Genomic DNA, 17,044 nt, shown 5'->3' with positions numbered 1-17,044 from the left:
CACAAGGCTCAGTGGTGGTGCTTGCCACTCAGGGCCGCATGGAAATTGGCGCTCTGGCGCAGATACTGCTCGGTGTAGCTGTGGGTGGCAGAAGCCTTGCTGCTGTCGGCATGGGCATGCGCTGGCAGGACGACCGATGCGGAAATGGCGGATGCGGCAATAACCGGGAAGAGATTGAAGTTCATCTGGGTTGACCTCGACGGCGGTGGTTTGACGGTGGCCCTTCTGGGCCTTGGGTCAAACTTACGCCGCCGAGGCCGCACGCAAAAATTCATTGCGGCAGTACCGATTATCACGCTGATCGATATCACTCGATGAACTTGAGGTCCGAGGGTGCATCCTGCTTCAGCGTCTGCACCGTCTCCAGCAGCTTGCCACTGCGCGGATCGCGACGTATCACCACGATCTGGTTGCTCTTCTGGTTGGCCACCAGCAGGAAGTTGTCACTCGGGTCCAGGGCAAACTCCCGAGGGTGATCACCTTCTGCCGGGCGACGCTGCAGGAACGTCAACTGGCCGTCCTGCTTGCCCACGCTGAACGCCACAATTTCATTGGCCGTGCCACGGTTGCTCACGTACAGGAAGCGCCCGTCCGCCGACAGGTGCAAGCCACCAGCAGCCTTCGCTGCGGCCTCCTGGCGCTCGGTCAGGGGTAAGCGCTGGCGTTCAACCAGGTTGCCGTCCTGCACATCGAACATCACCACCTCGGCGTTCATTTCCAGGGTGAGGTAAGCGTGCTGGCCCTTGGCGTCGAACAGCAAGTGACGCGGACCGCTGCCCGGCGGCAAGGCCACGGACGCAGGTATCGCCGCTGTCAGCGGGTGGTCCACACTGGCACCGTCGTAGCGGTAGATGAACACCTTGTCGGCACCCAGGTCGCTGGCATACAGGTGCTGGCCATCCGGCGACAGCACCAGCGAATGCACGTGGGCACCGGCCTGGCGCTCAGGGTTGACCCCGCTCGCCTTATGCCGGGCCTGTTGCACCACGGGCTTGAGCTTGCCGTCCTTGGCCACCGGGATCACCACCAGGCTGCCACCGGGGTCGGGGTTGACCGCGTAGTTGGCCACGAACAGGTAGCGCTGGTCACGGCTGAGGCTGGCGTGGGTGGGCTCGTCGCCCTGGGTGACGACTTGGTTGAGCGGCTTGATTTCGCCTTTGCTGCTGATGCTGAAACTGCTGGCATGGCCCTGCGGGGTCTCATTCACCGCGAACAGCTGACGCTGGTCGGCCGACAGCACCAGCCACGAAGGGCTGACGCTTTTCACCACCTGCAGGGGTGTGGGGCCGATTTGGCCGGCCTTGTCGTCGAACTGATAGCGGTAGATACCCTGGCTGGCGCCATCGGTGTAGCTGCCCACCAGTAAGGTGGCAGCCTGGGCGGAGATTGTCAGGCTCATCAGGCTAGCGGTCAGCAGGCTTGTCCAGGTCCGGTTCATCTTGGTCATCATCCGGGGCACGAAAGGCACTCATACAGACTAGCCGATGCTCGCCGTTGGCATCGTTGAGTTGCCATTCATCGCCGGTGGCGATAGCGGCAGCGACTTGTTCGGGGGTGAAGGACCAGCGGCGAAGCTGGCGACCGTCCATGCATTCGACGGTGAGACCGGATGCGTCGGCGGTGAAATCGAAGGCGTGCAGGCCGTCAATCAGGAGCATGTCGCAGGACTGCAGGGCGGTGGCGAGGGGTGACATGGGGGTACCTGTGGGAGATGTGGCGCCATTATAACCCGGGGGCTGCTTTGCAGCCCCCTTGCGATTCAATGGGCGAAAATCGAGCCCCCCTCCTTGCCCACCATCTTCTCCGGCTTGATCAGGAACCGTGCCAGCGCCGGCAGCAGCCACAGCGCGCCAAACATGTTCCACAGCAGCATGAAGGTCAGCATCAGCCCCATATCAGCCTGGAACTTGATTGCCGAGAAGATCCAGGTGCATACGCCGATGGCCAGGCACAAGCCAGTGAACAACACGGCTTTACCCGTCGAGCGCAGGGTCTGGTAATAGGCCTCCTGCAACGGCAGCCCCGCACGCAGGAAGCTCTCCAGCCGGCTGTAGATGTAGATGCCGTAATCCACGCCAATCCCCACCCCCAGCGCCACCACCGGCAAGGTCGCCACCTTCACCCCGATGCCCATGTAGGCCATCAGCGCGTTGCCCAGCACCGAGGTCAGCACCAGGGGCAGCACGATGCACAGCGTGGCGGCGAACGAGCGGAAGGTGATCAGGCACATCACTGCCACGCAGATGTACACCAGGATCAGGATGGTCAGCTCGGCCGACTTGATCACTTCGTTGGTCGCTGCCTCGATACCGGCGTTGCCCGCCGCCAGCAGGAACTGCAGGCCTTCCTTGTTATGGCTGTCGGCAAACGCCTTGGCCACGGCGGTGACGCGCTCCAGCGTTTCAGCCTTGTGGTCATTGAGGAACACCAGCACGGGTGCCAATGAGCAGTCGCCGTTGTAAAGGCCGTCAGCCCGGGCGATGGAGTTGTTGAGGATGTCCGGGTTACGCGACAGGGTTTCCCATTTCAGGCTGCCCTCGTTCATGCCCTTGATCACCTGTTTGGAAACGGTGACCAGGGAAATCGCCGACTGCACGCCAGGGGTGTTTTCCATGGTCCACATCAGCTCGTCGATCGGCGCCATGGTCGAGTGGACCGAGCACTTCTCCGACGGCGTCTTGACCATGATCACCAGCACATCGGAACTGGTCGAGTAGTTGCTGATGATGAAGTTGTTGTCCTGGTTGTAGCGCGAGTCGGGGCGCAGTTCCGGCGCGCCCTGATCGAGGTCGCCGATCTTCAGGTTCTGGCTGTACCACAGGCCACCGGCGAAGGCGAGCAGCGCCAGCACCACCGACACCGGCGCCACCTTGGCACTGGCGAAGTTCGACAACAGGCGCCAGAACGGGTGCTCGCGGGTCGCGTCTTTCTTGCTGCGCTCGATGGCCTTCTTGCTGATGCCCACGTAGGAGATGGCCACCGGCAACAGGATCAGGTTGGTGAACACGATCACCGCCACGCCGATGGAGGCGCCGATGGCCAATTCGCGGATCACCCCAATGTCGATGATCAGCAGGGTAATGAAGCCCACTGCGTCAGCAAGGATGGCAATCATTCCCGGCAGAAACAACTGACGGAATGTGCGCCGGGCAGCGGTAAGGGCGTTGTCGGCGTCACTCGACTGCAGGGCGATGCCGTTGATCTTCTGCACCCCGTGGGAAATGCCAATGGCGAAGATCAGGAACGGCACCAGCATCGAGTACGGGTCCAGGCCAAAGCCCACCGCATGCATCAGCCCCAGCTGCCAGACCACCGCCACCAGCGTGGTGATGAGCACGGCGACAGTGCTGCGGATGCACCAGGTGAACCAGTACAACAGCACCCAGGTGATCACCAGGGCGACGCCGAAGAACATCGCCACCATCACCAGGCCATCGATCAGGTCACCGACCTTCTTGGCAAAGCCGACGATGTGGATTTTTACATTGGGGTTCTGCGCCTGGAACTTGTCGCGGATCTTCTCCTCCAGCAAGTGAGAGAACTGCTGATAGTCCAGCTTCACCTGTTTGCCCGGGTCCTGCGGGTCGGGGTAGCTCTCCAGCAGCGGCACGTCGACGATGCTGGACTTGAAGTTGTTGCCTACCAGGCGCCCCACCTGGCCTGACTTGAGCACGTTGTCGCGCAGGGTATCGAGGCTGTCCTGCGACCCGTTGTAGGTGTTAGGGATGACCTCGCCACCGGAAAAACCCTCTTCGGTGACCTCGCTCCAGCGCACGCTGGGGCTCCACAGTGACTTCAGCCCGGCCCGGTCGACACCGGGGATGTAGAACACCTCATCATGGATCTGACGCAGGGTCTCCATGTAGTCCTTGTCGAAGATGTCACCGTTCACCGCCTCCACCGAGATGCGCACGGTATTGCCGAGGTTGGCCAGGTCGTTGCGGTGCTCCATCATCTGCTCGATGAATGGGTGCTGCAGCGGGATCATCTTCTCGAAGCTGGTGGACGGGCGAATCTGCGTGGCCTGCCAGAACAGGAAAATGCTGACCAGCACGCACAGGGCGATGACCACTGGGCGGTTGTTGAAGATCAGGCGTTCGAGCAGCGTGGCTTTATCCTGGTGATGCGGGTGCATGGTAATGCTCTCCCTGCTGGTCATGGACGCACCTCCGGGGCAGGCTGATCAGCCCCGTCGGCGCTGGCCAGGTGCACACCACCCTGCCCCACCAGCAGCAGGCCGCCGTTGGCCAGGCCACTGACGCCGGCCAGGGCCAGGCGGTCGGCGCGGTTGTACACGCTGAAGGTCTGGCCGTCGTCCGTGCTGCGCAGCACGCTGCCACCATTGCCGACCAGCACCAGGCTGCCATCATCGACAAGCGTAGCGCCTGCCAGGCCGAACTCCAGGGTACCGCGCGCGGCCTTGAGTTCGATCGGCTGCCAGCTGTCACCGAAGTCGCTGGAGCGGAACAGGTTGCCGCGAAGGCCGTAGGCCAGCAGGGTCTGCGGCCTGGCGGTGCCGATCACGCCGAACAGCGAGCCCTCGTACGGGCCTTGGACCTTGGTCCAGGTCTGGCCGTTGTCGGTGGAGCGGAACATGCCGCCCTGCTCACCCACGATAAACAGGCCGGCATCGCGCACTTGGGTGATACCGTTCAGGTGCAGTTGGTCCGGGTTGTCCAGCCGTTCGGCCACATCCTGCCAGTGCTGCCCACCATCGGTGGTTTCCAGCAAGGCACCATAGGCCCCTACGGCAAAGCCGTGCTGGGCGTCGAGGAAAGTGACATCGAGCAAGGGCGCTTCACGGGCGAGGTCTTCGAACTGCTTGCTCCAGGTGGCGCCGCCGTCGCTACTGGCGAGGATCTGCGCGTCATGGCCGACGGCCCAGCCACGCTTGTCGTCGAGGAAGAACACGGCAGTGAGCAATTGCCGGGTGGGTACCCGGGCCTGGGTCCAGGTACTGCCTTGGTCGTCGGAGAACAGAATGTGGCCGCGATCACCCACCACCACCAGGCGCTTGCCGGCATGGGTGGCGTCGATCAACAGGCTTTGGCTGGCCTTGGCCGATTCGGTGGAGTATTGGTCGGCGGCTGCGGCCTGGGCGCTGTCGGCCCACACCCCCAATGCCAGTGCCAGCATCGCGCTGGCTGCCCATGGCCAGGCACCACGCCTGGCTGGCGTACGTAACTGTTCCCTCATGACTGCCCCCTTGTTGTGTTCTTGTTGGTGGGTCAATGCATTGCAGGCTTTGCAAAAAGCCTGATCTAGAGGCCTGCAATAGCTTGAGGAGATCGTAGCGGGGATGTTTGCGGGAGTACAACGGGCGGGGTGTTATGTTTTGTTGTCGGCCGGGGAAAGCCGGGGCCGCTGGGCGGCCCTTCGCGGGTAAACCCGCCCAACAAAGGTTACATCCCCCTGTAGGAGCGGGTTCACCCGCGAAGGGCTGCAAAGCAGCCCCAATTCACAAGAATTACGCCAGACTCTTGCTCACAACCTCATACACATCACTGGACAACTCACCCGAAGCCAGAATGCGCTCCAGCTCACCCTTCATCAGCGCCTGACGCGCATCGTCATACTTGCGCCAGCGGGTCAGCGGCGCCAGTTGCCGCGAGGCAATCTGCGGATTCAGCGCATTCAGCTCGATCACCAGGTCCGCCAGGAAGCGATACCCGGAGCCATCGGCAGCATGGAAGTTGACCAGGTTCTGCCCGGCAAAAGCACCGATAAGCGCACGCACCTTGTTCGGGTTCTTCAGGGTGAAGGCCGGGTGCTGCATCAACGCCTTGACCCGCGCCAGCCCGCCCGGCAGCGTGCTGGCCGCCTGCACGCTGAACCATTGGTCCATGACCAGCGGGTTGTCCTTGAAGTGCTCGGCAAAGGCCTCCAGCGCTTTGGCGCGCTCGGCCTCGAACGGCGAGTTGACCAGTACCGCCAGCGCGGTAAGGCGCTCGGTCATGTTGTCGCAGTGCTCGAACTGCTCCAGGGTCGCGTCCAGCACCTGTTGCTTGCCACTCTGCATCAGGTACGACAGGGCGATGTTCTGCAGGCTGCGGCGGGCAAAGTGCTCGGCCGAGGCCACATAGGCAGTACTGCGCGACACTTCACGGTTGGCCTGGTAACGCGCCCACAGGGCGTCGAACAGGTGTTCGGCGATCTGCTGGCGTGCGAACTCGCGGGCGGCGTGGATGGCGTCGACGTCGGCCACCTGGCTGATCTCGGTAAGATACGCCTCACCTGGCAGCGAGAGCATTTCGGCCACCATGGCCGGGTCCAGCGATACATTGCCCAGCACAGTGCCCAGGGCGGTGATCAGGCGCTGGTCGAGCTTCAGGGCTTCGCCGCGTTGATGCTGGCCGATCAGTTCCTGCAGTACCTGCACCGACAGCTGCTGGCCCGCTTCCCAGCGGTTGAAGCCGTCGCTGTCGTGCTGCATCAGGAACATCAGCTGGTCGCGGTCATACGGGAAGCTCAGCTTCACCGGGGCGCTGAAGCCACGCAGCAGCGATGGCAGCGGCTTGGACTGGATGCCCTGGAAGGTGAAGGTTTGCTCGGCCTCGGTCACCGACAGCACGCGGCTGCTCCCTTGAGCAGCGTCTTCGCCAGCCAACTGCAGCGGCAGATCGTTGCCAGCGGCATCCAGCAGGCCCAGCTCAACCGGGATCACGAACGGCAGTTTCTCGGCCTTGTCCGGGGTCTGCGGGCAGCTCTGGCGGAACGTCAGGCTGTAGGTCTGCGCGGCGGCGTCATACGCCTCGCTGACCTCCAGACGTGGGGTGCCAGCCTGGCTGTACCAGCGCTTGAACTGGGTGAAGTCGACGCCGTTGGCGTCTTCCATGGCCTTGATGAAGTCGTCGGTGGTTACCGCCTGGCCATCGTGACGTTCAAAGTACAGGTCGCTGCCTTTACGGAAGCCTTCGGTCCCCAACAGGGTACGGACCATGCGCACCACTTCGGCGCCCTTCTCGTAGACGGTCAGGGTGTAGAAGTTGGAGATTTCGATGAAGCTGTCCGGGCGCACCGGGTGGGCCATGGGGCCGGCGTCTTCGGCGAACTGGTGGGTGCGCAGGTAGGCGACGTCTTCGATGCGTTTGACCGTGCGCGAGTTCATGTCGGCACTGAACTCGGCATCGCGGAACACCGTGAAGCCTTCCTTCAGCGACAGCTGGAACCAGTCACGGCAGGTGACACGGTTGCCCGACCAGTTGTGGAAGTACTCGTGGGCGACCACCCCTTCGACGCGCTGGTGCGCAGCATCGGTGGCGGTTTCGGCGCGGGCCAGCACGCAGCTGGAGTTGAAGATGTTCAGGCCCTTGTTTTCCATGGCGCCCATGTTGAAGTCATTGACCGCAACAATCATGAAGATGTCCAGGTCGTACTCGCGGCCATAGACTTCTTCGTCCCAGCGCATGGACTTTTTCAGGCTGACCATGGCGTGGTCGCACTTGTCGATGTTCTCGGGTTCGACGTAGATACGCAGGGTCACCTCACGGCCGGACTGGCGGGTGAAGCTGTCTTCAACGCACCACAGGTCACCGGCCACCAGGGCAAACAGGTAGGCCGGCTTCATGAACGGGTCTTCCCAGGTCGCCCAGTGGCGGCCATCTTCGGCCGGCCCGCTGCCGATCGGGTTGCCGTTCGACAGCAAGACCGGGTAGCGATGCTGCTCGGCGATGACCGTGGTGGTGAAGGTGCTCATCACGTCCGGGCGGTCGAGGTAGTAGGTGATCTTGCGGAAGCCCTCCGCCTCGCACTGGGTGCAGAACATCTTGCCCGACTTGTACAGGCCTTCCAGGGCGGTGTTGCTTTCCGGGTGGATCTTCACGCTGGTGTCGAGGGTGAAGCGCTCGGCCTTGGGCTGCACGGTCAGGCTGTCGGCGTCGAGCTGGTACTCGCCTGGCTGCAGTTCCTGGTCATCCAGCGAGGCGCGCAGCAGTTCCAGCTGCTGGCCATCGAGCTCCAGTGGCGGCAGGCCGGCACCGCGTGCCGGGTTGCGACGCATGACCAGTTGCGCGTGAACCAGCGTGTGGTCCTCGAACAGCTCGAAGGTCAGGTGCGTCTCGTCGATCAGGTACTCCGGCGCCTGGTAATCCTTGAGGTAGATCACTTGCGGTTGTTCGGTACGCATGTGCAGGTCCTTTTTACTGGAGCACGGCCAACTGGTAGGCCGTGTACTTGCGAATATTGATCACACCGGTGTCGAAGATCAGGTACTGGCCCTTGATGCCCAGCAGCGTGCCCTCGGCCACCGGGTCCTTGTCGAGGTTGAAGCTGACAATCTTCTTCGGGTACGCCTCGACCGGGTAGTTCATCTGCACCACTTCGGCGTCCGGCAGCGGCTGGATCGCCTGCAGGCCAAAGCGCCCCTGCAGCTCGCGCAGGCCGTCGGCGCAGGCTTCGAAGACCTGCTCCCGGATGGCCGGCAGGTCGAGCACCTCGGCATCGCCCTTGAGCAGCGCGCGCCAGTTGGTCCGGTCTGGCACCTGGCTGCGCAACACGTCTTCGACCAGGCCCGATTGCTGCCGGGTGGCCACGCGCATAATCGGCAACGCCTGGCTGGCGCCCTGGTCGAGCCAGCGGGTAGGCAGCTGGGTGGCACGGGTGATGCCGACCTTGATCCCCGACGAATTGGCCAGGTAGACGACGTGGTCGGTCATGCAGAACTGTTCGCCCCACGACGGTTCGCGGCAGGTGCCGGCGTCGTAGTGGCATTTTTCCGGGGCCATGATGCACACGTCGCACTGGGCCAGCTTGGTCATGCACGGGTAGCAGTACCCCTGGCTGAAGCTGGTCTTGGTGCGCTTGCCGCAATGGCTGCAATGAATGGCGCCGAGGTATTCCAGGCGCAGGCGCTGGCCGATCATGGGGTTGACCGGCACCTGGGTGTCATCCAGGCGGAAGCTGTACTGCACCACCGGTGCCTGCAGGCTTACGGCCATCTTGCTCAACGAGCCACGTGCGAGTTCGATCAATGTACCGAGTCCGACTTGAACAGAATGTTGGCGATGGGCGCGGACTTCGACGCACATTCCTGTGGGCCCATGTAGCCGGTGCGCTGGTCTTCGGGCAGGTTCTTCATCTCCCAGGCGATGACCGCCTGCAGCGACAGCTCTTTCTGCTCGGCGGTGAGCTTGCGGCCGTCGGACCATTTGCCGATTTCCACGGCCAGTTTCAGGCTCTGGTAGATTTCCGGGGTGATGTTTTCAATCATTTGCGCGAAAGTGGACATAGTGTCTCCTGATTCAAGCCGACAGTTTACGCCGGGCCAGCGCCCCACCCAAGAGCCCGGTCAGGCATCCGATGAGCAGCCCGCCGACGTGGGCGGCATTGGCGATCTGGCCAAGGCCGAGCGTGCCGACCACGCCGGTCAGGCATACCACCAGCCAGATCAGCATCATCACCAGCACGCCCTTGGGCAGGTTGAAGTAACGGTCAGGCGCCAGCCACTGGTACAGCCAGATATGCCCGAGCAGGCCGTACAGCACGCCGGACAGACCGCCAAACAGGCTCGGCCCGCTGGTGTAGTGCTGGGCCAGGTTGGACACCAGGCTGAACAGCAGGGTCAGGCCCAGCAACGCCCACGGGCCCTGGCGCAGTTCGATGCGTTTGCCCAGCTCCCAGTACCACAGGCTGTTCATGGCCAGGTGCAGCACGCCGAAATGCAGCAGCATGGGCGATACCAGGCGCCACCACTGGCCTTCATCCAGGCTTTGCGCCAACGGGCTGAAGTACAGGTAGTCGCCCTGGACACGGAAGTCGAGGAAGGTGAACCAGCTGATGGTGGTGAAGTTGTCGCCAAGGCCCGTGAGGCCGGCGACGATGAAGCACAGTAGCAGGGTCAGGGTGGTGATCTTGCAGGCCTTGGCCTGGGCTACCAGGGAAGGTTGTGTGGGGGCATTCGCGGGTGACCCCGCCCCTACAGGGTCGGCGGTGGCCGGCAGGTCGGCGTTGCCGTCGGGGTAGCGCTGGTAGAGCTGCAGCACATCTTCGGCCAGGGTGTCGGGGGCCCAGAGGACCTGGGCATCACCCTCCTCGCTGACCCGGTGCGGCACCTGCAGGCGTTGCAACAGGTGGACGAAGCCGCTGAGGTCGACCGACAGCGGCAGGCGCATCACTTCGATAATGTTCATTGGTTGGCCTGTGGGCGGTCGACGTCGACCCAAACGAACTTGTGGGGGTCGATACGGGTTTCATCATCCAGCCGGTAGGCGACCAGCTTGCCGTAGAGCACGGCGCTGTAGTCCAGGCAGGCCAGGTTGGCGCGGATCGGTGCCGGGCGGCCGCTGCGCCAGTAATGCCCGACGAACAGCATCGGCTGGTCTTCGTCATAACGCAGCAAGGCGTTCTTCTGGCTGTGGCTGAGCGGAGTGCTGGCCACTTCCTCGGGCAGGGCATCGGGCTGGAACACAATGTCACCGTAGGTTTTCGGGTCTTCTTCCCAGAACTTGGTGCGGAAGAACGCGCGGGTCAGGCCGTCGCCGCCGGTCAGCGTCAGCCCGTCCGGCAGGCGCATGTCGGTACCGCGTAACAGGCGGTTGCACACTGTGTCGGCAAAACTGCCACTGACCGCCGAGGCCTGGATGAAGTGTTCATCGATGCGTCCGTCGGGGTATTGCTGGCGCAGCGGCTCGATCAGCCGCGGGTCCCAGCAGGCGTGCACCAGACGGAAGCGCCCTGCGTCGATGAACAGCGGCAGCTGGTAGAACCAGTTGACGAAATCGTGCCAATCGCCGGGGTGCTGGGCAAACTGGGTGAGGGTTTCGTCGATCAGCCGGGCATGCCGCGGTGTGTGTTCGCGGACATAGGCCTTGCCGCTGCCAGGCAGCGCCGGGGTGACCCAGCCCAGGGCATTGTATTCGTGGTTGCCCATGATGCAGTACGCCTGGCCGGCTTCGACCATGTCGTGGACGATGTGCAGCGCCTCGCGAATGCGTGGCCCGCGGTCGACGATATCGCCAAGGAACAGCGCCTGACGTCGCGGGTGGCGCCACACGCCAGCCACGCGCTTGTATCCGAGGGCGTCGAGCAGGCGTTCAAGGGTCAGCGCACAGCCGTGCACGTCGCCGATGATGTCAAAACTTCGCGCCGGATCGAGCATCAGTCGTCACTGCTCCCCAGGCGGCTGCCCCAACCCAGTTTGGTGCGGCAGACCTCGTAGTAATTGTGGTCCAGCGGGTGGATCAGGCGCAGCTTTTGCGGCTTCTTGCTGACCGTGATGGTGTCGCCGGGGGCACAGGTGAAGTGGTTCTGGCCGTCACAGGACACCTGCGGGTAGATCTGCAGGTCCTTGGACACCACGATCTTCAGCTCGCTATTGCCGTCCACCACGATCGGCCGGCCCGACAAGGTGTGCGGGTACATCGGCACGATGACGATGGCATCGAGCTTGGGGTGCATGATCGGGCCACCGGCCGACAGCGCATAGGCGGTGGAGCCGGTGGGGGTGGCGACGATCAGGCCGTCGGCCTTCTGGCTGCAGACGAACTGGCCGTCGATGTAGATCTCGAACTCGATCATGCGCGTGGACTTGCCCGGGTGCAGCACCACATCGTTCAGCGCATCGCCCTGGCCGATGGCCTCGTGGTGGCGACGCACCTCGGCCTGCAGCAGGAAACGGTTTTCCACCAGGTAGTGGCCGTCGAGCACTTCGGCGACCTTCTGCTCCAGCTCGTCGGGACGGATGTCGGTGAGAAAACCCAGGTTGCCACGGTTGATACCCAGCACCGGAATGTTGTGCCGGGCCAGCGCACGGGCAGCGCCCAGCAGGCTGCCGTCGCCGCCGACCACGATGACCAGGTCGCAGACCTCGCCCAGCAGCTTGCGGGTGGACGTCTGCAAGCCATGGCCGGGCAGCACTTCGGCAATGGTGTCCTCAAGGATCACGTGCAGGTGGCGATCGAGGAGGAATTTTTTCAGTCGGCGAATGGTGTCGAGCACCTGCGAGCTGCCAAGGCGACCGATGATACCGATATTGCGAAATTGCTCCATGGGGCTCCTGCGAGGCTCTGCGGCGGGTGACGATGCGCCGATTATGGGCGAAACCACCGGGCAGCGGCAAACCGGCTATGCTCGCAGGATGACGCCATTCGCCCAGCTTCACGACCTGCCCCGCAAACTGCAGCACCCCACCGTGCGTGACCTGGCATGGGCCCTGTTGTCGCCGCCCCTGCTCAGCGCCCCGCCCTGCCCCCAGCGACACCCGCTGGCGGGCAGCTTGTGGGCGCAGCAGCCGCAACGCCTTGAACAATGGTTGCGGACCCTGGATGCCGATGACCGACCGTTGCGCGAGTGGCTGGCGCAATTGGGCAGCCGGCGCCTGGGGCATTACTACGAACGCCTGTGGCAATTTGCCCTGGGCCAGGCGCCAGGCATCGAGCTGCTGGCCGCCAACCTGGCGATTCGCGACGGTGGGCGCACCTTGGGCGAGCTCGACGTGGTGTTGCGCGACTGCGACGGCGTGCACCACCTGGAACTGGCGATCAAGCTGTACCTGGGCCCGGAAGGCGCCGGGCACGATCCCCATGCCTGGCTGGGGCCAGGTTGTCATGACCGGCTGGGGACCAAGCTTGCGCACCTGGCGGGGCACCAGTTGCCCATGTCCAAGGGGGCGCACAGCCGTCAGGCGCTGGCGCCGCTAGGGGTGGAGCAGGTGCAGGCGCAAATGTGGCTGGGTGGGTACCTGTTCTATCCATGGCCTGGGCATGCCGAGGCGCCGGAGGGCGCCAACCCGCAACATTTGCGCGGGCGCTGGCTTCGTCGGCGGGACTGGGTGATGGCCGAGGGCGAGCGTTGGCAGCCGCTGCAGCGGCATGCCTGGCTGGCGCCGGCTAGGGTGGAGTCAGGTGAGTGCTGGCAGGCGGAGCAGTTTGCGGCGTGGCTGCATGTGCTGGAGCAGCAGGCACCGGCGCAGTTGCTGGTACGACTGGAGCCTGATGCCGAGGGTGCCTGGCAGGAGGCAGAGCGGGTGTTTCTGGTGGCTGATGACTGGCCGTATCTGCCCGGTAACTGATGTCGCCTGTTCCGGCCCCTTCGCGGGCACGCCCGCTCCCACAGGTACTGCACGGTTTCAAAGACTGTGCAGTACCTGTGGGAGCGGGCGTGCCCGCGAAGAGGCCGGTGGCTGGCAACACAATTTTCACAGACCCAGCGCAAAGATTCGTTTCTGGTAACCATTAGAATGGTACCTGAGCGCCAGCAAGAGCGCCTTTCCGACCTGATGACGAGGACCGATCATGGTTTCATCCAACCCCGCGCCCCATTACGCGCGCCTGTCCATCGCCCTGCATTGGCTGATGCTGGTGTTGCTGGCCGCTGTCTATGCCCTCATCGAATTGCGTGGCCTGTTCCCCAAGGACAGCGTCGAACGCAACCTGATGAAAGACCTGCACTTCATGCTCGGGCTCAGCGTGTTCGTGCTGGTCTGGCTGCGCCTGGCCATGCGCCTGAGCCGCCCGACTCCGCCCATCGTGCCAAAACCACCGGCCTGGCAGACTGGCCTGGCGCACCTGATGCACCTGGCACTGTACCTGATGATGATCGGCCTGCCGCTGGCCGGCTGGCTGATCCTCAGCGCCGCCGACAAACCGGTGCCGTTCTTTGGCCTGGAGCTGCCCCATCTGATCGGCCCGAACCCGGACCAGGCCAAGTTCATCAAAGGTTGGCATGAGCGTATTGGCAGCTGGGGCTACTGGCTGATCGGCCTGCATGCACTGGCCGGGCTTTACCACCACTATGTACAGCGCGACAACACGCTGTTGCGCATGCTCCCTTACAAGTAACCGCGTCGCCCCTGCAGGCCACCTGTGTGTACGAAGATCAGGCGGCTGCCGGGCTCGAACAGCCCGGCAGCGACCTGATCACGCAAGGCCAGCAGAGCCTTGCCGGTATAGAGGGCTTCGAGCGGCACGTCAGTGTGCTGCTCGCAGTCGGCGATGAACGTCAGTAGCGCATCGTCGAATTTTCCGAAACCGCCCCGGCAGGCGTCGTGTAGCTGGTAGCCGTGCGTGCCGGCCAGTGCTGCCACCACTTGCGCCACCCCATGATCCCTGGGTACGGCCAAGGCGCCATGCACGGCATGCGCCCCTGCTTCGGCCATCACCAGGCCGGCCAAGGTAGTCCCCGTTCCGGCAGCCAACCACCAGGCGTCGTAGTCTGACCAACCCAAGGACGAGATTTGCGCGCGCGCCTGCTGCATCATCAGCGCGCAGCCCTGCGCACCGGCCAGCCCGCCGCCCCCTTCAGGGATGCAGTGCCAGCCTGGGTAGCGCGCCTGCCAAGGGGCCCAGAAGCCTGGTTGGTTGCGCGCACGGTAGCCGCCGTAGCCTAGCCAATGCAGTTCCATGCCCAGCGCCTGCAGGTCACGCACGGTTGGCGTGTCCTGGGCATGGCCGCGTAACAGGCCGGCGGTGGCGAAGCCGAAACGCTTGCCGGCAGCAGCCAAGGCGTGCAGATGGTTGGAATGGTTACCGCCCAGGCTGATCAGGCCTGGAGCATTGCTGGCGCCGGCCTGTTGCAGGTGGTGGCGTAGTTTGAACCACTTGTTGCCACTGATCAGCGGGTCAATCAGGTCCAGGCGCAGAATGGCGGCCTGGACCTGGGCTTGTTCCAGCCAGGGCAAGTTCAGAAATTGCAGCGGTGCTTGGGGGAGGTCGGATACATGCATGGATCGCAGTTTACAGGGTAATCCCGCAAGCGCTTGTAATCGATGAACTCGCCCCCGCCGAGGCATCACAGTGCCAGGGTGGTGTTCACCGCCGCCACCGTATTCGCGGGCTTGCCCGCGCCCACACGTGCAGGTGTCGGGTTCACGCAGCCCCGACGACCTCAGAGCTCAGCCGCCAACCGCGAGCCTTGGTTGATCGCCCGCTTGGCATCCAGCTCGGCCGCCACATCCGCGCCACCAATCAGGTGCACCGACTGCCCTGCCGCCACCAGCCCTTCCTGCAGCTCGCGCAGCGGATCTTGCCCGGCACAGATCACCACGTTATCCACCGCCAGCACTTGCGGTTCGCCACCGTCCACACGAATGTGCAGGCCGGCATCGTCGATAGCCAGATACTCGACGCTGTTGAGCATCTGCACCCCCTTGTTCTTCAACCCGGTGCGGTGAATCCAGCCGGTCGTCTTGCCGAGCCCGTCGCCCACCTTGGATTTCTTGCGCTGCAACAAGTACACCTGCCGCGCCGGAGCATGCGGCTCGGCCTTGATCCCGGCCACACCACCTCGCGCCTGAAGATGGGTATCGATGCCCCACTCTTTCCAGAATGCCGCTCGGTCCTGGCTGGTGGCCACGCCCTGATGCACCAGGTACTCGGACACATCGAAGCCGATACCACCGGCACCGATTACCGCTACAGCCTTGCCCACCGGCTTGCGCTCGAGCAGCACGTCCAGGTAGCTGAGCACCTTGGCATGCTCCACGCCCGCAATGGCCGGTGTCCGCGGGGCGATGCCAGTCGCGAGGATGATTTCATCAAAGCCGCCGCCCACCAGTGCCTGCACGTCCACGCGGGTATTCAGGCGCAGGTCGACGCCCGTACTTTTTACCTTGTTGCGGAAGTAACGCAGCGTTTCAAAGAATTCTTCCTTGCCCGGCACCCGCTTGGCCACGTTGAACTGGCCACCGATTTCGCTGGCGGCGTCAAACAGGGTCACCGCGTGGCCCCGCTCGGCCGCCACGGTGGCCGCCGCCAGGCCAGCCGGGCCGGCGCCTACCACGGCAATGCGCTTCACCGTACGTACAGGCAGGTAGTTGAGTTCGGTCTCGTGGCAGGCACGCGGGTTGACCAGGCAACTGGTCAGCTTGCCGCCGAAGGTGTGGTCCAGGCAGGCCTGGTTGCAGCCGATGCAGGTGTTGATCTCATCCGCGCGACCGGCAGCGGCCTTGTTGACGAAGTCCGGGTCGGCGAGAAACGGTCGGGCCATCGAGACCATGTCCGCATCGCCCTCGGCCAGCACCGCCTCGGCCACCTCCGGGGTGTTGATGCGGTTGGTGGTGATCAGCGGAATGCTCACCACGCCCCGCAACTTGGCGGTGACTTTGCTGAAGGCCGCACGCGGCACTTTGGTGGCGATGGTCGGGATGCGCGCCTCGTGCCAACCGATTCCGGTGTTGATCAAGGTAGCGCCGGCCTGCTCGATGGCCTTGGCCAGCAGCTCGATCTCGTCCCAGGTGCTGCCACCCTCGACCAGGTCGAGCATCGACAGGCGGAAGATGATGATGAAGTTCGGCCCTACCGCGCCACGCACCCGGCTGACGATTTCCACTGCCAGGCGCATGCGGTTTTCATAACTGCCGCCCCAGCGGTCGGTGCGGTGGTTGGTGTGCGCGGCGAGGAACTGGTTGATGAAGTAACCTTCCGAACCCATGATTTCGACACCGTCGTAACCGGCACGCTGGGCCAGCACGGCACAATTGACGAAGTCGGCAATCTGCTTCTCGATACCCTCCTCGTCCAACGCCTTGGGCTTGAACGGGTTGATCGGCGCCTGGATCGCGCTAGGTGCCACCTGGCGTGGGCTGTAGGCGTAGCGCCCGGCATGCAGGATCTGCAGGCAGATCTTGCCACCGGCAGCGTGCACCGCCTCGGTGACGATGCGGTGCTTGTCGGCCTCTTCCTCGGTGCTGAGCTTTGCCGCACCGGAGTACACCCCGCCTTCATCATTGGGCGCAATGCCGCCAGTGACCATCAGGCCAACGCCACCGCGGGCCCGCTCGGCAAAGTATGCAGCCATGCGCTCGAAGCCGCCGGGGCGCTCTTCGAGGCCGGTGTGCATCGAGCCCATCAGGGTGCGGTTGCGCAAGGTGGTAAAGCCCAGGTCCAGCGGGGCAAGCAGGTGCGGGTAGCGGTCGGCGGCCATGGAAAGTCCCCTGATGGCGTGATCACGGATTGCGGGCACCTCACTGAATGGCGGGCCCCGTCGTTTGTCTGTCAGCGACATTAAACAGCCGTTTGAAAGGGCTCAATGATCGAAACTGACAAGTTATTGATCCTGGCGCACAGCGAGACTGCCTGAGGGCTGACGCATCAGCCCGACCGGTATCAAT

Annotated in this window: 15 protein-coding genes; 2 read left to right on the top strand and 13 right to left on the bottom strand. The window is 63.7% G+C overall.

Annotation, left to right across the window (positions count from 1 at the left end; translation table 11 throughout):
* Positions 1–8: 8 nt before the first annotated feature.
* The 11 genes from FQ668_RS28510 to FQ668_RS09350 all read right to left on the bottom strand — a co-directional run bounded on the left by FQ668_RS28510 (position 9) and on the right by FQ668_RS09350 (position 11,985).
* The gene (locus FQ668_RS28510; protein ID WP_003247232.1) at positions 9–185 is read right to left on the bottom strand and encodes a hypothetical protein; all 177 of its coding nucleotides are present in this window, start codon (positions 183–185) and stop codon (positions 9–11) included.
* A gap of 122 nt (positions 186–307) precedes the next feature.
* Positions 308–1,438: a lactonase family protein gene (locus FQ668_RS09395; protein WP_256677182.1), complete on the bottom strand. Its 1,131-nt coding sequence runs from the start codon at positions 1,436–1,438 to the stop codon at positions 308–310.
* On the bottom strand, positions 1,404–1,694 hold the full coding sequence (locus FQ668_RS09390) for a DUF5629 family protein (protein WP_014591870.1): 291 nt from the start codon (positions 1,692–1,694) through the stop codon (positions 1,404–1,406). The genes FQ668_RS09395 and FQ668_RS09390 overlap by 35 nt, the downstream gene beginning before the upstream one ends.
* Positions 1,695–1,759: 65 nt before the next feature.
* Entirely contained in the window at positions 1,760–4,135 is a 2,376-nt protein-coding gene (locus FQ668_RS09385) for an RND family transporter (protein WP_014591871.1), read from the bottom strand.
* Between the two features lie 20 nt (positions 4,136–4,155).
* The gene (locus FQ668_RS09380) at positions 4,156–5,196 is read right to left on the bottom strand and encodes a YCF48-related protein (protein ID WP_041167045.1); all 1,041 of its coding nucleotides are present in this window, start codon (positions 5,194–5,196) and stop codon (positions 4,156–4,158) included.
* A 271-nt stretch (positions 5,197–5,467) separates the two neighbouring features.
* Positions 5,468–8,125: an aminopeptidase N gene (pepN, locus tag FQ668_RS09375; RefSeq protein WP_019437975.1), complete on the bottom strand. Its 2,658-nt coding sequence runs from the start codon at positions 8,123–8,125 to the stop codon at positions 5,468–5,470.
* A gap of 13 nt (positions 8,126–8,138) precedes the next feature.
* Positions 8,139–8,969: a DUF2797 domain-containing protein gene (locus tag FQ668_RS09370; RefSeq protein ID WP_003247225.1), complete on the bottom strand. Its 831-nt coding sequence runs from the start codon at positions 8,967–8,969 to the stop codon at positions 8,139–8,141.
* Entirely contained in the window at positions 8,966–9,226 is a 261-nt protein-coding gene (locus FQ668_RS09365) for a YeaC family protein (RefSeq protein ID WP_003247224.1), read from the bottom strand. Before FQ668_RS09365 ends, FQ668_RS09370 begins: the two co-directional genes overlap by 4 nt.
* A 13-nt stretch (positions 9,227–9,239) precedes the next feature.
* Positions 9,240–10,127: a rhomboid family intramembrane serine protease gene (locus FQ668_RS09360; protein ID WP_014591875.1), complete on the bottom strand. Its 888-nt coding sequence runs from the start codon at positions 10,125–10,127 to the stop codon at positions 9,240–9,242.
* Positions 10,124–11,095, bottom strand: coding sequence for a metallophosphoesterase (locus tag FQ668_RS09355; RefSeq protein ID WP_014591876.1), 972 nt, complete (start codon positions 11,093–11,095; stop codon positions 10,124–10,126). The genes FQ668_RS09360 and FQ668_RS09355 overlap by 4 nt, the downstream gene beginning before the upstream one ends.
* Positions 11,095–11,985, bottom strand: coding sequence for an NAD(+) kinase (locus FQ668_RS09350; protein ID WP_003247220.1), 891 nt, complete (start codon positions 11,983–11,985; stop codon positions 11,095–11,097). The genes FQ668_RS09355 and FQ668_RS09350 overlap by 1 nt, the downstream gene beginning before the upstream one ends.
* Between FQ668_RS09350 and FQ668_RS09345 the strand changes: the two genes are divergently transcribed.
* Together FQ668_RS09345 and FQ668_RS09340 are read left to right on the top strand one after the other, a co-directional pair.
* Positions 11,984–13,006: a DUF1853 family protein gene (locus tag FQ668_RS09345; protein WP_041167046.1), complete on the top strand. Its 1,023-nt coding sequence runs from the start codon at positions 11,984–11,986 to the stop codon at positions 13,004–13,006. The genes FQ668_RS09350 and FQ668_RS09345 overlap by 2 nt on opposite strands.
* A 223-nt stretch (positions 13,007–13,229) precedes the next feature.
* Entirely contained in the window at positions 13,230–13,775 is a 546-nt protein-coding gene (locus FQ668_RS09340; RefSeq protein ID WP_014591878.1) for a cytochrome b, read from the top strand.
* Here the strand turns inward: FQ668_RS09340 and FQ668_RS09335 are convergent.
* On the bottom strand, positions 13,766–14,659 hold the full coding sequence (locus FQ668_RS09335; RefSeq protein WP_019437474.1) for a 1-aminocyclopropane-1-carboxylate deaminase/D-cysteine desulfhydrase: 894 nt from the start codon (positions 14,657–14,659) through the stop codon (positions 13,766–13,768). The two genes, FQ668_RS09340 and FQ668_RS09335, sit on opposite strands and share 10 nt — an antisense overlap.
* A gap of 161 nt (positions 14,660–14,820) precedes the next feature.
* Positions 14,821–16,857 (bottom strand): NADPH-dependent 2,4-dienoyl-CoA reductase, encoded by a 2,037-nt coding sequence (locus FQ668_RS09330; RefSeq protein WP_014591880.1) that lies wholly within the window; start codon positions 16,855–16,857, stop codon positions 14,821–14,823.
* Positions 16,858–17,044: the final 187 nt, after the last annotated feature.

Source organism: Pseudomonas sp. Kh14 (assembly GCF_900291005.1).
Classification (GTDB): domain Bacteria; phylum Pseudomonadota; class Gammaproteobacteria; order Pseudomonadales; family Pseudomonadaceae; genus Aquipseudomonas; species Aquipseudomonas alloputida.
The sequence above is the reverse complement of the archived record's forward strand: the minus strand, read 5'-3'. Positions and strand labels throughout refer to the sequence as shown.

Coding starts and splice junctions, on each gene's coding strand:
- FQ668_RS28510 (WP_003247232.1), bottom strand. CDS start 185: ATGAACTTCAATCTCTTCCCGGTTATTGCCGCATCCGCCATTTCCGCA.
- FQ668_RS09395 (WP_256677182.1), bottom strand. CDS start 1,438: ATGAACCGGACCTGGACAAGCCTGCTGACCGCTAGCCTGATGAGCCTG.
- FQ668_RS09390 (WP_014591870.1), bottom strand. CDS start 1,694: ATGTCACCCCTCGCCACCGCCCTGCAGTCCTGCGACATGCTCCTGATT.
- FQ668_RS09385 (WP_014591871.1), bottom strand. CDS start 4,135: ATGCACCCGCATCACCAGGATAAAGCCACGCTGCTCGAACGCCTGATC.
- FQ668_RS09380 (WP_041167045.1), bottom strand. CDS start 5,196: ATGAGGGAACAGTTACGTACGCCAGCCAGGCGTGGTGCCTGGCCATGG.
- pepN (WP_019437975.1), bottom strand. CDS start 8,125: ATGCGTACCGAACAACCGCAAGTGATCTACCTCAAGGATTACCAGGCG.
- FQ668_RS09365 (WP_003247224.1), bottom strand. CDS start 9,226: ATGTCCACTTTCGCGCAAATGATTGAAAACATCACCCCGGAAATCTAC.
- FQ668_RS09360 (WP_014591875.1), bottom strand. CDS start 10,127: ATGAACATTATCGAAGTGATGCGCCTGCCGCTGTCGGTCGACCTCAGC.
- FQ668_RS09355 (WP_014591876.1), bottom strand. CDS start 11,095: ATGCTCGATCCGGCGCGAAGTTTTGACATCATCGGCGACGTGCACGGC.
- FQ668_RS09345 (WP_041167046.1), top strand. CDS start 11,984: ATGGGGCTCCTGCGAGGCTCTGCGGCGGGTGACGATGCGCCGATTATG.
- FQ668_RS09350 (WP_003247220.1), bottom strand. CDS start 11,985: ATGGAGCAATTTCGCAATATCGGTATCATCGGTCGCCTTGGCAGCTCG.
- FQ668_RS09340 (WP_014591878.1), top strand. CDS start 13,230: ATGGTTTCATCCAACCCCGCGCCCCATTACGCGCGCCTGTCCATCGCC.
- FQ668_RS09335 (WP_019437474.1), bottom strand. CDS start 14,659: ATGCATGTATCCGACCTCCCCCAAGCACCGCTGCAATTTCTGAACTTG.
- FQ668_RS09330 (WP_014591880.1), bottom strand. CDS start 16,857: ATGGCCGCCGACCGCTACCCGCACCTGCTTGCCCCGCTGGACCTGGGC.